Annotated in this window: 11 protein-coding genes and 1 pseudogene; 4 read left to right on the forward strand and 8 right to left on the reverse strand. The window is 49.6% G+C overall.

The window, feature by feature from the left end:
- The first annotated feature begins 58 nt into the window (after positions 1-58).
- Together M0R47_RS00535 and M0R47_RS00540 are read left to right on the forward strand one after the other, a co-directional pair.
- On the forward strand, positions 59-655 hold the full coding sequence (locus M0R47_RS00535) for a hypothetical protein (protein WP_292548907.1): 597 nt from the start codon (positions 59-61) through the stop codon (positions 653-655).
- A gap of 53 nt (positions 656-708) precedes the next feature.
- A complete protein-coding gene (locus tag M0R47_RS00540; RefSeq protein ID WP_292548908.1) occupies positions 709-1,092 on the forward strand; it encodes a 4a-hydroxytetrahydrobiopterin dehydratase in 384 nt (127 codons plus the stop codon).
- 170 nt (positions 1,093-1,262) lie between these two features.
- On the opposite strand, the gene M0R47_RS00545 is transcribed toward M0R47_RS00540, so the two are convergent.
- From M0R47_RS00545 to mfd, 8 genes and pseudogenes are all read right to left on the reverse strand, one after another.
- Positions 1,263-2,105: a transporter associated domain-containing protein gene (locus tag M0R47_RS00545; protein ID WP_292548910.1), complete on the reverse strand. Its 843-nt coding sequence runs from the start codon at positions 2,103-2,105 to the stop codon at positions 1,263-1,265.
- Positions 2,102-2,503 carry an rRNA maturation RNase YbeY gene (ybeY, locus tag M0R47_RS00550; protein WP_292549023.1) on the reverse strand — a complete coding sequence of 134 codons (402 nt, stop codon included), beginning with the start codon at positions 2,501-2,503 and terminating at the stop codon, positions 2,102-2,104. Before ybeY ends, M0R47_RS00545 begins: the two co-directional genes overlap by 4 nt.
- A gap of 56 nt (positions 2,504-2,559) precedes the next feature.
- Positions 2,560-3,534: a PhoH family protein gene (locus M0R47_RS00555; RefSeq protein ID WP_292548912.1), complete on the reverse strand. Its 975-nt coding sequence runs from the start codon at positions 3,532-3,534 to the stop codon at positions 2,560-2,562.
- A 3-nt stretch (positions 3,535-3,537) separates the two neighbouring features.
- Complete coding sequence (gene miaB, locus M0R47_RS00560; RefSeq protein ID WP_292548914.1) at positions 3,538-4,893, reverse strand: tRNA (N6-isopentenyl adenosine(37)-C2)-methylthiotransferase MiaB; 1,356 nt, start codon at positions 4,891-4,893, stop codon at positions 3,538-3,540.
- A gap of 288 nt (positions 4,894-5,181) precedes the next feature.
- A pseudogene (locus tag M0R47_RS00565) lies at positions 5,182-6,168 on the reverse strand (methyl-accepting chemotaxis protein); the annotation flags it as partial.
- Positions 6,169-6,922: 754 nt separating this feature from the next.
- Entirely contained in the window at positions 6,923-7,453 is a 531-nt protein-coding gene (locus M0R47_RS00570) for a PAS domain-containing protein (protein ID WP_292548917.1), read from the reverse strand.
- 312 nt (positions 7,454-7,765) lie between these two features.
- On the reverse strand, positions 7,766-8,293 hold the full coding sequence (locus tag M0R47_RS00575) for a CsiV family protein (RefSeq protein WP_292548919.1): 528 nt from the start codon (positions 8,291-8,293) through the stop codon (positions 7,766-7,768).
- Positions 8,280-11,762, reverse strand: a complete 3,483-nt coding sequence (gene mfd, locus M0R47_RS00580) for a transcription-repair coupling factor (protein WP_292548921.1) — start codon at positions 11,760-11,762, stop codon at positions 8,280-8,282. The genes M0R47_RS00575 and mfd overlap by 14 nt, the downstream gene beginning before the upstream one ends.
- A 293-nt stretch (positions 11,763-12,055) precedes the next feature.
- On the opposite strand from mfd, the gene M0R47_RS00585 reads away from it, so the two are divergent.
- The gene (locus M0R47_RS00585) at positions 12,056-12,451 is read left to right on the forward strand and encodes a hypothetical protein (protein WP_292548923.1); all 396 of its coding nucleotides are present in this window, start codon (positions 12,056-12,058) and stop codon (positions 12,449-12,451) included.
- 289 nt (positions 12,452-12,740) lie between these two features.
- Entirely contained in the window at positions 12,741-14,099 is a 1,359-nt protein-coding gene (locus tag M0R47_RS00590) for a POT family MFS transporter (protein ID WP_292548925.1), read from the forward strand.
- Positions 14,100-14,121: the final 22 nt, after the last annotated feature.

Genomic DNA, 14,121 nt, shown 5'->3' on the forward strand with positions numbered 1-14,121 from the left:
TTAACGATTACAATGCCCTAAAGACCACATAATCTCCCTTAACGACGCAGAGTAATTTATGAAACCAAGCATACAAATTTTAATCGGTATGACATTTATTGCACTGGCCGCATGTTCAACTCAAGAGGTCAAACATGACGAAAAAGCCGTGTCGACTCCTGATAAAACGCCCGCAATCACCGAAGATTCATCGCAAAGCTCAGGCCCAAACCCACCAATGACCCGAACTAGCGGCGACAAAACATTAAACCTGGTTAGAATCATGGATGGCGGAGCCTGTAAAAATGATTTTCAAGGCGCTAAAGGCGCATTTCTTGTCTATGCCGATTCAGCCGATATAGAGCGGATTAAACGCGACAAAGGGACGCAAGTCTTCAGTGAATTCGAAAGCAAAATTCAAATCCTTGCAACACAGGCTTTGCAGGAAGCTATCAATGCCACCAACCTCGCGGAAGATCCCTTTGCCTTGGGCGCAGATGAAGCACAAGAGAAACTGTCTAAACAGCTGTCCAAAAATTTTCGTAGCAGCATAGCTGACCCTGTTAAACTTTTCCAAAACGAAACAACGTTGACGATTGATATTGTTCCATTTGCTCCGTCATTAATCTTTTATCAGCAAGGCTGCGACGCCACGCACCAGGAACCGGAAAACTAGCGTTGCAAGATTATCCGGGCTTTCATAATCAAACTAACAAGAGGTGAAGCATTATGGGTTGGAGAGAACGCACACATGACGCTGTTTATTCCGATGCCGATACCGAGCAGCGTTTAAAAGAGGAATTGCCGCACTGGTACCTTGAAGGCGGCTGGATTCGGCGTAAATACAAAACCAGCGGCTGGAAAGCGACGTTGATGGTGGTTAATACGGTGGGGCACTTGGCTGAAGCGGCATTCCATCATCCGGATCTTACCGTTTCTTATGCCTTCGTGATCGTTAAGCTAATGAATCACGCAGCCAAAGGTATTACCAACAAAGATTTTGAGCTGGCCCGTAAAATCGAGGAAGTGGTGATGTGGCAGCCCGGCAAGGAAGGCGGCTCATTGGAAGGGACACCCGATGACCCGAGGTTTAAATACATCAAATATGATTAGCTTGGATAATAGAACACGGATGACGCGAATAGGCGTTCTAGCCATGAAAGTGGGGATTGAAAATCAGGTGAAAGGCAAAAGGCCCAAGACGAAAAATCCACGCATCAACATCAACATCGCCGAGCTTTAGCCTTTAGCCTTATATTTTTCGTCTCTTTCGTAGAATAGCTCTACTCAATTATTTTCAGCTTCAGCAGGTGTACGCGCCGGCTATCCGCCCTGATCACTTCAAACTTCATAGTATCCACGACCAGGCTCTCGCCTTTTTTGGGCATGTGTTCAAGCTGGCTGACAACAAAGCCGCCGATGGTGTCGTATTCATCCGTTGCCAGATGCGTGGAAAAATATTCATCAAATTCATCTATCGGCGTCAACGCTTTAACCATGTATTCATTGGAACTGCGCTGAAAAATATAGCCTTCGTCTTCATGATCGTCGTGTTCGTCTTCAATCTCGCCAACAATCTGCTCTAACACATCTTCGATGGTGACCAAACCGGCCGACTGGCCGTACTCATCGACAACAATTGCCATGTGGTTGCCGTTGGTACGCAGCTCTTTAAGCAACACGTTTAAGCGCTTGCTTTCAGGTACAACGCATGAAGGCCGCATTATTTCATGAACTTTCAGCGTTTTATTGTCCAGGATGCGGGCCAGCAAGTCCTTGGCTAACAGTACGCCGACCACCTTGCTCCGATCGCCGTCAATGACCGGATAGCGCGAGTGCCCGAATTCCGTAACCAGCGGCATGATGGTTTCCAGTTCGGCGTCCTTGGGTACGACAACCATTTGAATGCGGGGAATCATAATATCCCTGACCCGCATTTGAGACACCTGCAAAACGCCTTCAATCATGGATAACGCGTCGGTATCCAGCAAGCGTTTTTCGCGTGCCTCTCTTAATATCTCAAGTAGATCCTCAAGGTCTTGCGGCTCCCCAGTCAGTAAATGGCTGATTTTATCAACCCAGCTTTTCTGCGGGGAGTGCCTACTTGGGGGTTGTTCATCACTCATTTGTCTTTTACCTCTGTATAGGGATTGTCTATCAGCAATTTATTCAGAATTGCTATTTCTTTGTTTTCCATCAGCTCGGCCTCATCATCTTCGATGTGGTCATAACCTAACAAATGCAACACACCATGCACAATGATATGCGCCCAATGGTGCGTTAACGTCTTTCCCTGTTCCAGCGCTTCTTTTTCCACTACCGGCGCGCATATAACCAGATCGCCCAGCAAATCCAGCTCAATCCCTTCGGGCAAATCAACCGGAAAACTGAGAATATTGGTCGCGCCTGATTTGTGGCGATACTGCTCATTGAGCTCGGCGCTTTCCTGTTCATCGACAATACGCACGACAATCTCGGTGTCCTGATCGTAATCAGCCAACGTGGTATCTACCCAGAGCTGGATTTGCTGCGGGTCAGGCTGGCCTGGCGATTCAAAAACAGCCTGGATTTCTATTTGGTTCACGGCTCGACCTTGTTTGCCTTCTCATAGGCTTCGTAGGCGTAAACAATACGCTGCACCAATGGATGTCTAACCACATCACGGGCATTGAAAAAGGTAAAGCTGATGCCTTCGACATTTTTTAATACTTCAAGCACATGCCGCAAACCGGACATTTTTTCTGAAGGCAAGTCGATCTGGGTCACGTCGCCGGTTACCACAGCCGTCGATCCGAACCCCACACGGGTCAGGAACATTTTGATCTGCTCGATGGTGGTGTTTTGCGCTTCATCCAGGATAATAAACGCATCATTCAGCGTTCTGCCGCGCATAAAAGCCAACGGCGCAACCTCGATAATGCCCTTATCAATCATCTTCTCAACCCGCTCAAAACCCAGCATGTCGTACAACGCGTCATATAAGGGCCGCAAATAAGGATCGACTTTCTGCGCCATATCGCCCGGCAAAAAACCCAGTTTTTCTCCGGCTTCCACCGCTGGGCGCACCAGAATGATTTTTCTGACTTTCTCGCTTTGCAGCGCTTCAATGGCGCAAGCTACCGCCAAATAGGTTTTGCCGGTTCCGGCAGGTCCGACGCCGAAATTAATATCATGAGTCACAATTTTCCTCAGATATTCCTGCTGGTTTATTCCCCTTCCCCTGATCATGCCGCATTTGGTCTTGATGGCAACATTTTGCTGGGGCGATGTTACCGGGTCATCCAACAGCTCTTCAATGGAAGAATCCTGCATGGCCAAATGCACCAGTTCAGAGGTCAGGTGTTCTTTTTCGGTACTTTCAAATAATTTCTGCATGACTGCGCAGGCCGCCTTGACTGAACTATCCAAGCCGGTAACCTTGAACTGATTGCCACGATTGGCGATCTCGACCTGAAGACGCGACTCAATCTGCCGCAAATGCGCATTAAATTGGCCGCAAAAATTAGATAAGCGGTTACTATCGGCAGGTGCCAGACTAATTTCCTGTGAAATCATAAATCAACTGTTACCAACAATTTTATTAACGGAAGCATCGACCATCCGACCTCGCAAAGAATTGGGCAAAGCCTCGGCAATCAGCACATCGACAAATTGCCCGGCCAACCGGGGATGCCCGATAAAATTAACGACCCGATTATTCTCCGTTCTACCCTGCATTTGCAACGGATTCTTTTTAGACTGTCCCTCAACCAAGACCGTTTGTACGGTACCGATCATGCTCTGCGAAATAGCCGCCGTCATTTCGTTAATGCGATTTTGAAAACGTTCCAAGCGCTGTTTTTTAACTTCTGCCGGCACATCGTCCGGCAAATCCGCCGCCGGTGTTCCAGGGCGCTGGCTATAAACGAAACTGAACGATAAATCGAAACCGACTTCTTCAATGAACGCCATGGTTTCTTCAAACTCGGCATCGGTTTCGCCGGGAAATCCGATAATAAAATCCGATGACAAATAAATATTGGGACGCACTGCGCGCAACTTGCGGATAATTTCAAGGTAGTCGGCACGCACATGGCCGCGCTTCATCATCTTTAAAATGTGATCGCTGCCGCTTTGCACCGGCAAATGCAGATGGTCAACCAGTTGCGGAATTTCGGCAAAGGCTTCAATCAGCTCGTCAGTAAATTCCATCGGGTGAGAGGTGGTAAAACGAATGCGATCGATGCCCTCCACCGCCGCCACATAATGCAGCAATAAGGCAAAATCGGCGATGTCGCCGTCGTCCATTATCCCGCGATAAGCGTTAACATTTTGACCTAACAGATTGATTTCCCGCACGCCTTGTTTAGCCAAAACGGTAATTTCGGCAATCACGTCATCCAGCGGACGGCTGATTTCTTCACCTCGCGTATAAGGCACCACGCAGAACGTGCAGTATTTACTGCATCCTTCCATCACCGAAACAAACGCTTTCGGGCCTTCGGCTCTTGGCTCAGGCAGAGCATCGAATTTTTCTATTTCGGGAAAGGAAACGTCGATCACGGGCTTTTGCTGACTGCGCGCTTGATCCAGCAGTTGTGGCAAGCGGTGCAAGGTTTGCGGCCCAAACACGATATCGACAAACGGCGCCCGCTTTTGGATGGCTGCACCTTCCTGGCTGGCAACGCAACCGCCAACGCCAATAATCACGTCGGGACGCTTGTCTTTAATCTTGCGCCATTTACCCAAAGCCGAAAATACTTTTTCCTGCGCTTTTTCGCGTATCGAACAGGTATTCAGCAACAGGACATCGGCTTGCTTGGGGTCATCGATTAATTCAAATCCATGTGAGGCATTGAGCACATCCCGCATTTTATCGGAATCGTACTCGTTCATTTGGCAACCATTGGTTTGAATATAAAGTTTTTGTGTCATATTTTAAATAGTTAAATCATTTAAAAATCACTGAGGCCACACCCCCGTTTCTCGATTTTATTGGGACGGAACGGCGGTGCTAAGCCACCATACAGCAACGAAAAAAGCCCTGGACAATCGACCAAGGCTTAGTAAATTAATGGCTATTATAACCCGAAGAGTGTTTAAACAAAAAGTGTAGGCGCGGAACTGCGCTTGCAACTTGCTGCGCAGTGTACCGGAACCCCCTGTTTTCGACTGTGCGACAGCAACGTTGTTCCGACTGCCCATCAACCGCTGGCAGCTTACTTAAAACTCCTCCCATTCTTCGCTAACGGCTGGCTGTAACTGAGGTTTTGCCGGGGCCTGTCGTGGACTTTTGTTGATCGATGGCGTTACTTGACGAGTACTTGGAGAACTATATGCGCCAGTATCAACAGTAAAACGCCCGACTGTAACCGACAAATTTTGCGCCTGATCTTCCAGTGATTCGGCCGCTGCGGCAGCCTGCTCGACCAACGCGGCATTTTGCTGAGTCACTTCATCCATTTGTCCAATAGCCTGGTTGACCTGCTCGATACCGGACGTTTGTTCAACAGTGGCGGTTCTGATCTCGGACATAATGATCGTAACGCCGCGAATCGCGCTGACAATTTCTTCCATGGTTTTCCCGGCCTGGGCAACCAGCTTGGTGCCGTCTTCAACCTTTTCTACCGAATCGCCAATCAGGTTTTTTATTTCTCCGGCGGCAGCGGCAGCGCGCTGGGCAAGATTACGCACTTCTCCAGCCACCACGGCAAAACCTCGCCCTTGTTCGCCGGCGCGAGCCGCTTCCACGGCGGCGTTAAGGGCCAGAATATTGGTTTGAAAGGCAATACTGTCAATCACCGAGATAATGTCCACGATCTTGCGCGAGGATTCATTAATACCCTCCATCGTTTCCACAACCTGATCAACGACTGTAACCCCTTTGCCCGCAATATCCGATGCACCGACCGCAAGCTGATTAGCCTGCTGGGCATTTTTAGCATTATGTTGCACGGTGGACGTCAATTCTTCCATACTGGCGGCAGTTTGCTCCAAACTCGCGGCCTGTTCTTCGGTGCGATGCGATAGGTCATTATTGCCCGCGGCGATTTCTTTGGCTGCGGTGTTGATGTTTATAGTGGAGTCCTTGATTTCCCCTACCAGTCCCCTGAGGTTTTCCACAGTACCGTTCATGCTGGAAATCACTGCGCCAAAGGTGCCGGGATAGTGCTTGTCAATCGTTTTGGTCAGATCACCTTCGGACAATGCGCCCGCAATCAGTGATATGTCATCCAGGCTACTCAGGGCGTCGAGTGAAAGGTTAATATCGTCTTTTAATTTGCGCAGATCCCCGTGTCCTTCAGCTTGAACACGCTGGCTGATGTCGCCTTGAGCAACGCTGCCCATAACCTTGCCGACATCCCCCAACATAGTTTGCATGGTCTGCATGGCTTGCATGGCCTTGCCTACCGCAAGCCTGTATTCGCCCTCGACATTAACCTCAACTTTTTCGTTAAACCGGCCTTCAGCCATTGCGTTCATCAGCTTGGTAATGGCGGTTGTAGTGAGGGCCAGCGTTTTTGCGACCGCATTAAGCTGTTTCAGAGCCGTCGCGAAGCCGCCATGCAATCCTTGCGGATAGCTCTTTCGAGTAAAATCGCCATAGATAACATAGGCCATCGAATAGTGCATATCGATCTGCGCAGTTTCCACTTGGTCCATCAAATCATTCAGCGACCAGGCAAGCTGTTGAAGCTGCCGCTCTTTGCCACCAATATGGGTAAGCCGCACGTCTACCGACCCCTTCCTCCATTCCTGGCTTACACTAAGCAATTTTTCCAGCAGTTGTTGGTCGGCTGATTTTGATTTGCGCCACCAAGCGATGGATAAACCTGCCCCAGCCGTTAGCAAAGAGGGCGCAATAAATCCATCATTAACCCCGCTCAGAAAAGGCATCCACCCGAAAATCAGCGACCCCAGCCATGCAATAGCAATAGCCGCTAATGCGAATTTCTCATTATTCTTAAAGCGACTGTAATACATTGATAAGCTCCTCGTAAGTGACGCCTTTGTCTTTTAATACACTAGCCAATACTGCTCCTGAAGCCGCTATGGCATCTTTCGGCCCAGCGTTTTGCTCGGCTTCCAGCATCGCGCGATACACACCCGCCACAATCGGAATGGCCTTGGGATTAGGCATGCGCCGGACAGAAGTGTAGCCGACCTTTTGTTTGTTTTTGTCTTTCATGGGAGCTACATGAGTAAACACCCAATAGAATCCGCCATCCTTTGACATGTTTTTAACAAAGGCAAAGATTTCCTTGTCTTCCGCCAGATAATCCCACAGCAACTTAAACACCGCTCGCGGCATATCGGGATGACGGATGATATTGTGCTGGCTTCCCAGAAGCTCATGCTCTTCGTATCCGGAAAACTCGATAAATATCTCGTTTCCATAGGTAATCCGGCCGGTTAGGTCAGTCTTGGAAACGATAAAGTCATTTTCCCGCATCACCCGTTCCTTACTCGTCGGGACTATCTCTTTTCTTTTCATTATTCTTCCTCAGTTGATTATCCCAGCTAACAATGTATTTGCGATCCCTGTAGCAAACTTATTACCCCGTTTATTTTTACCAAACCCCAGATACATATTAAAAAGTCCTGATTGATATGGGCCGATATCAATCAGGACAAACCTGAGCCATGCCAATATTTGGACAGACCAGGCTGGACTAACGAAAGCCCCCTAATCCCGCTGCTATTTGTTAACGTCCAGGTTAATCTCTTTTAATAACATAAAAAATCGCTTAGCACTATTTTTAGCACGCGTCCCTGGATAAAAATGCCCGCGCTTGGGCTATAAATCTTATAGAGGGCTGACTTTGACGACAACGCCAAACTTTGGATGATCCAGATAATAGACGTCGTTCAGTTTAATGGCGCGCTTTTCATTTAACCGGTAAATTACCGAGCCATCACCCGAACTAGCGGTAAGTTCCAGATCAACGGCCAACTGTAATCCTTGGCCCTGTTGAATTTGGAGATAACCATTCAACTTTCCGTCGGGGTCCTGAATATGAACAGGAGCGCTCAGCTCCCCTGCCGCTTTCGGCTGAACCCAGGCAACATGCATGATAGGCCTGTAAGCCGAATCCTTGGCTATTGCCGCATAGCTGTTGTCCAATGTGGCGGCATCCGGTTTGTTATAAGCGGACAGTTCAGTCAAGCCAGACGGCCAGCTGATTTCGCTGGTTGTTTGCTCAAAAACTTCGGTAGTGGGCATGGCCTGCGAAAAGACCATAAGCTCTATCTGATAAGCGCTGTTTTCCGCTAAAGCAGGGCTGCAAAACAGCATAGCCGCCAGACTGTAAGCCATTATTTTAAGCATCGTCATTTTTTACCGCCGGTTTGATGGTTAATTTGTCCAGCAACTCGGTTATAAACTCAAGCTTCTGCTCGGTCGCTTCAAACGGCTTGATAAACCTTAACTTGTCCGCACCGTCGAATTTATAAACCTGCGCCTGGGTTTGTATCAGGGATATCAACTGATCGGTATTAATGTTCGGCGTCGCCGAAAAAATAATGCGCCCGCCGCCGGCGTTGGCCTCTATTTTCTTGACGCCCAGTTTTTCGGCCTGCTGCTTGAGTTCAGCGACGCTGAACAATGTTTTCACGGGCTCCGGAAATAAGCCGAAACGATCGATCATTTCGACCTGCAACTCGCGCAAATCATCCTTGGTTTCAGTATTGGATATGCGCTTGTACAGCACCAGGCGGCCATGAATATCCGGCAGATAATCTTCCGGAATCAATGCGGAAGTTTGCAGATCGACTTCCGGCCCACGGTCTATCGGCGTGTCGAGTTCCGGCTGCTTGCCGGATTTTAATGCATTGACCGCACGCTCCAGCAACTCGGTGTACAGCGTAAAGCCGATTTCCTGGATTTGCCCGCTTTGATCATCGCCGAGCAATTCGCCCGCACCGCGAATTTCCATGTCGTGCGACGACAGCATAAATCCCGCGCCCAGATCGCCGGAGGCCTCGACCGCTTCCAGTCGCTTGATAGCGTCTTTGCTCAACAAGGATTTTGGCGGCACGACAAAATACGCATAAGCCCGATGATGCGAACGCCCTACCCGGCCGCGCAATTGGTGCAATTGCGCCAAGCCCAGTTTATCGGCGCGATTGATGATAATGGTATTGGCGCTGGGAATATCGATGCCGCTTTCAATAATCGTGGAACACAACAACAGGTTAAAGCGTTGGTGGTAAAAATCCAACATAATGCGCTCCAGCTCGCGTTCCGGCATTTGCCCGTGCGCCATTTCAATTCGTGCTTCAGGCACCAGCGTTTCCAATTCCCTGGCCATTTTTTCCATCGATTTAACATCGTTATGTAAAAAAAACACCTGGCCGCCGCGCTTGATTTCACGCAAGCAGGCTTCCTTGATCTGCGCGTCTATCCATTCGCTGATAAAAGTTTTGATCGCATGCCGATTGGGCGGCGGGCTGGCGATAATGGAAATATCCCTCAAGCCCGACATCGCCATATTCAACGTACGAGGAATCGGCGTTGCGGTCAGGGTCAGCATGTCCAACTCGTTACGCAGTTTTTTGAAGTGTTCCTTTTGGGTCACGCCGAAACGGTGCTCTTCATCAATCACCACCAGCCCCAGCGCTTTGTACTTGATCTCTTTCGACAACAGCTTGTGCGTACCGATCACAATATCGACCTTGCCCTGCTCCAGATCATCGGTAATTTCTTTTTGCTGTTTTGGGGTAACGAAACGCGACAGCACTTCGACGCGCACCGGCCAATCGGCAAAACGGTCGCGGAAATTCTGGTAATGCTGCTGAGCCAGCAACGTGGTCGGCACCAAAACCGCCACCTGCTTGCCGTTTTGCACGGCGATAAAGGCCGCGCGCATCGACACTTCGGTTTTCCCGAAACCGACATCGCCGCAGATGACCCGGTCCATCGGATGAGGGCTGGCCATGTCGTCCAGTATCGCCTCGATGGCGGTTTGCTGATCCGGCGTTTCTTCAAACGGGAACGCATCGGCAAAAGCCGCGTATTCGACATTTTCAACCGCAAAAGCATGGCCTTGCTTGACCGCTCTTTTGGCATGAATCTCCAGTAATTCCGCGGCGACATCGCGGATGCGCTTAATGGCCTTTTGCTTGGCTTTGCTCCACTGGTCGCCGCCCAGCTTATGCAACGGCGCATTTTCCGGGCTCATACCGGTGTAGCGACCGATCACATGCAGGGACGAAACCGGCACATAAAGTTTGTCGTGGTTCGCGTATTCCAGGGTCAGAAATTCCGATGCAATACCGGCAATCTCCAAAGTCTGCAAGCCCACATAGCGGCCGACGCCGTGCTCCTGATGCACGACCGGCGAACCGATGGTCAGTTCATTCAGGTTATTGACGATATTTTCGAGTTCATGCGCGCCGGATTTGCGGCGTCTGCGCCGTTGCTGGGCCTTTTCGCCGGACAGCAGGCTTTCGGTGATAATGGCAAGCGCAGGATTCTCAAGCAGCAAGCCATGATCCATCGGTGCAACAGTAAGGCACGGCGATACTTCGGATTGCAGAAATTTATCCCAGTTTTCAATCTGTTTGACGGTAATTTTGTACTGCCTTAATTTGTCCATTAAGGCTTCGCGGCGACCCGCCGATTCCGAGACAAACAAAATCTTGCCGGCAAAGCCGCCAACAAACTGCTGCAATGCCTGGGCAGGCTGCTCCAGCTTGGCATCGATGGTGACATTGGGCAGTGGACGGCAGTTGAAAGCGATGCTGCCCTCGGCAATTACTGCTGCATCCATTCCGTCGAGAATAATCCGGGCAAAGGCCCCGGTTCGTTGCGCCAGCTCATCCGTGGACAGAAATAACAGTTCCGGCTTCAGCAGCGGCCTGTCCACATCGTATTTCCGCTGCTGGAACCTGTCCTCGGCTTCGGCATAAAAAGCGCGCGATGTTGCATCAAAAGTGTCCGACGTCACCAACACCGCCGATGCCGGCAGGTAATCGAATAAGGACGCCATGCGCTCTACAAACAACGGCAAATAATATTCGATGCCGCCGGGCGCGATGCCTTTACTGACATCCAGATAAAAATGATTCTTGGGCGAAGTTTCCGGAAAAGCCTCCCTGAAGGCCTGGCGAAAACACTTGATGGCCTCATCGGTAAACGGAAACTCCCGCGCAGGATATAACTGAATCCGGTCGATTTTTTCCAATGACCGTTGCGTTTCGGGATCGAAAGTGCGGATGGATTCGATTTCTTCATCGAATAATTCAATACGGTACGGCACCTTGCTGCCCATAGGGAACAAATCGACTATCGAGCCCCTGACCGCGAATTCGCCGTGTTGGTAAACCTGCGAAACGCAATGGTAACCCACGCTTTCCAGCTTGATGCGGTTCAGTTCCAGATTAAAATCATCGCCGACTTTAACGGCAAAACTATTGGCCAAAACATGTTCGCGGGGCGCCAAGCGGTGCATCAATGTCGTCACCGAAACCACCAGCGCGCCGCGTTTCACTTGCGGCAATAACGCCAGCGTCTTTAAGCGTTCCGAGATAATTTCCGGCAACGGCGAGAAAACATCGTAAGGCAAGGTTTCCCAATCGGGGAAATGCAAGATGGGGTGTTCATTTTGCAAGAAAAACGCTAGCTCATGCTCAAGCCGCAAAGCGGTCTGATTATCCGGCGTGACAATAACAAATAGGCGATCTTCATTTTTAATGGCCGAAGCCAGCGCCAGAGAGTCACCGCAGCCTGTCAAACCCGTCCAGGTGAGGGTTTGATTATTTTGATGCGGAATTTGCGGTGAGAAAATCAAATTGTTAGCCATTAAAAGCCTTATGTCTCATTTCCACGCACCGCGTGGAATATACAGTTAAGGCGCGTTGCGCCACAAAGTACAGCCTGTAAGGACTGGAGTTATTTCAATATTATAGCCGCATAAACAGGCTAATGTACGGGCTATCAATGCGTATGTAATTCATTGCGTCGCCTTTTAGTAACAGCTTGCAGTAAGGTACAATAATTGCCAGTTGTGCCAATACATCGAAGACGACATGAACAGCAACAAACCATTGCCTGCTACCATGTTGATCAAATTTTAATCAAACAAGGAGTAACACCATGAAAAAAAGTTTGTTTCTGACTATATCAATGCTGATCTCCGGTAACGTCTTTGCCGCTACCGATCATTATGTACTGCGCGACGGCGACACTGTCCGTCACCTTAAAGTTACCCAAATACCCAATGACGATTACGTTGTCAGCGCCGACGTCGACTTTGATTCTGCCGCCGAAAAAGCCCACTGCTCCGAGACTATTACCGGTAAAGCCAAAAGCACCGGCGAAAACGAGCTGGTCCTGAAAAAACATTCCGAAAGCGAAGCCAGCTTTTGCGAACTGAAAATAAAGCTCAGCCCGAACGGCGCAAAAATTGAAGAATCAAAAGATTGCGGCACCTTTACCGTAAAAAAATGTCACTTTTCCAGCGGCGACAAGGAACTGATTAAAGCTAAATAATGCATGCCTGTAGGATGCAGTGACGCATACCTGTCAACATTGCAGTGGCCGTCTTCATCTTTTATCCTGACGGCCACAACAGTATCAATCAAACAGGCGCTGATCGACATCGCCCCAAGTGCCTCTTCAATATTTAAGCCTCCATGCAGGCGCTTGACGCAAATATAAAGTTCGACCGCGCATAACGCTTTCCGGCGCAAGCCGGTTTGGATACCGCTCCCGCTCCCGTGTTATGGCGGGCATGGCAGTTTACGGAAATGGCATCAGAATCAATGAGGTGTATCATTTTATGAAAATCCCATATCTTACCGCCCCAGTTCCTTCCACTGAGATACCCGCCGGCATTCCTTTCATCATCGGCAACGAGCTTGCCGAACGCTTTAGTTACTACGGCATGCGGGCTGTTTTGGTGGTATTCATGACCCAATACCTGATGGATGCCGACGGCAGATTTGCGCCGATGACCTCAACCGAGGCTCAGGCGTATTTTCACTTATTTGTGTCCATTACCTATTTCACGCCGCTGCTAGGCGCGTTGCTGGCCGATGGCTTGTGGGGCAAGTACCGGACGATCATGTCATTATCCATCGTTTATTGCTTGGGTCTTTTCTGTCTGGCACTGGATAACACACGAACCGGCCTGCTAGTGGGACAGGCATTAATCGCATTGGGCGCCGGCGGCATCAAGCCCTGTGTGTCTGCGCATGTTGGCGACCAGTTTGGCAGCGGCAATCGGCATCTGCTTGGCAAGGTGTTCAGCTGGTTTTACCTGACGATTAACTTGGGAGCTTTTATTGCTATGTTGCTGGTGCCTTGGCTGCTCAAAACCCAGGGCGCGCCGGTTGCTTTTCTGGTGCCGGGCTTGTTAATGCTGTCGGCAACGCTGCTATTCTGGTCGGGACGGTACCGATTCGTACATATCCCGCCTACCGGCATGAACTTTGTACGTGAAGCCCTAAGTGGCGAAGGTCTGCGTATTCTGGGCCGGTTAAGCGGGATTTATTTGTTCATTGCGATGTTTTGGGCCTTATTCGACCAGAACAGTTCATCCTGGGTCTTGCAGGCACAACATATGGACAGACGGATATTCGGTATCGAGATATTGCCCTCGCAGATTCAAGCCGCCAATCCATTACTGATCGTCCTGCTCATCCCCCTGTTTCACCGGTATATCTATCCGGAATTGGGCAAGCATACTAGCTTGGGTTATCTGAACAAAATCACGATTGGCCTGTTTATCACATTCCTGTCGTTTGTGTTGATCGCTTTCATTCAGTTGCGTATAGATGCAGGGTTTCCGCCCAACATTGCCTGGCAGTTGCTGGCTTACCTGTTGCTGACCTCGGCTGAGGTGATGGTTTCGATCACCTGCCTTGAGTTTTCTTATACTCAAGCACCAAAATCGATGAAATCCCTGGTAATGTCGCTTTATATGGCGGCCGTTGCGCTTGGCAACCTGTTTACCAGCGCGGTGAATTTTTTCATTGGCAATCCCGACGGTTCCAGCGATCTTGCCGGAGCCGGCTACTTCTGGTTTTTCGCCGCCTTGATGCTGGCAACAGCCGTAGGGTTTGTTTGGTATAGCCGGCATTATCAGGAACAGACTTACCTGCAAGAAGAGGTCAAACCGGGCGGCAATGACTTCTAAATCGCGCGCTTAGAGAGTACAG

The organism is Methylobacter sp. (assembly GCF_023227905.1).
Taxonomy (GTDB): domain Bacteria; phylum Pseudomonadota; class Gammaproteobacteria; order Methylococcales; family Methylomonadaceae; genus Methylobacter_A.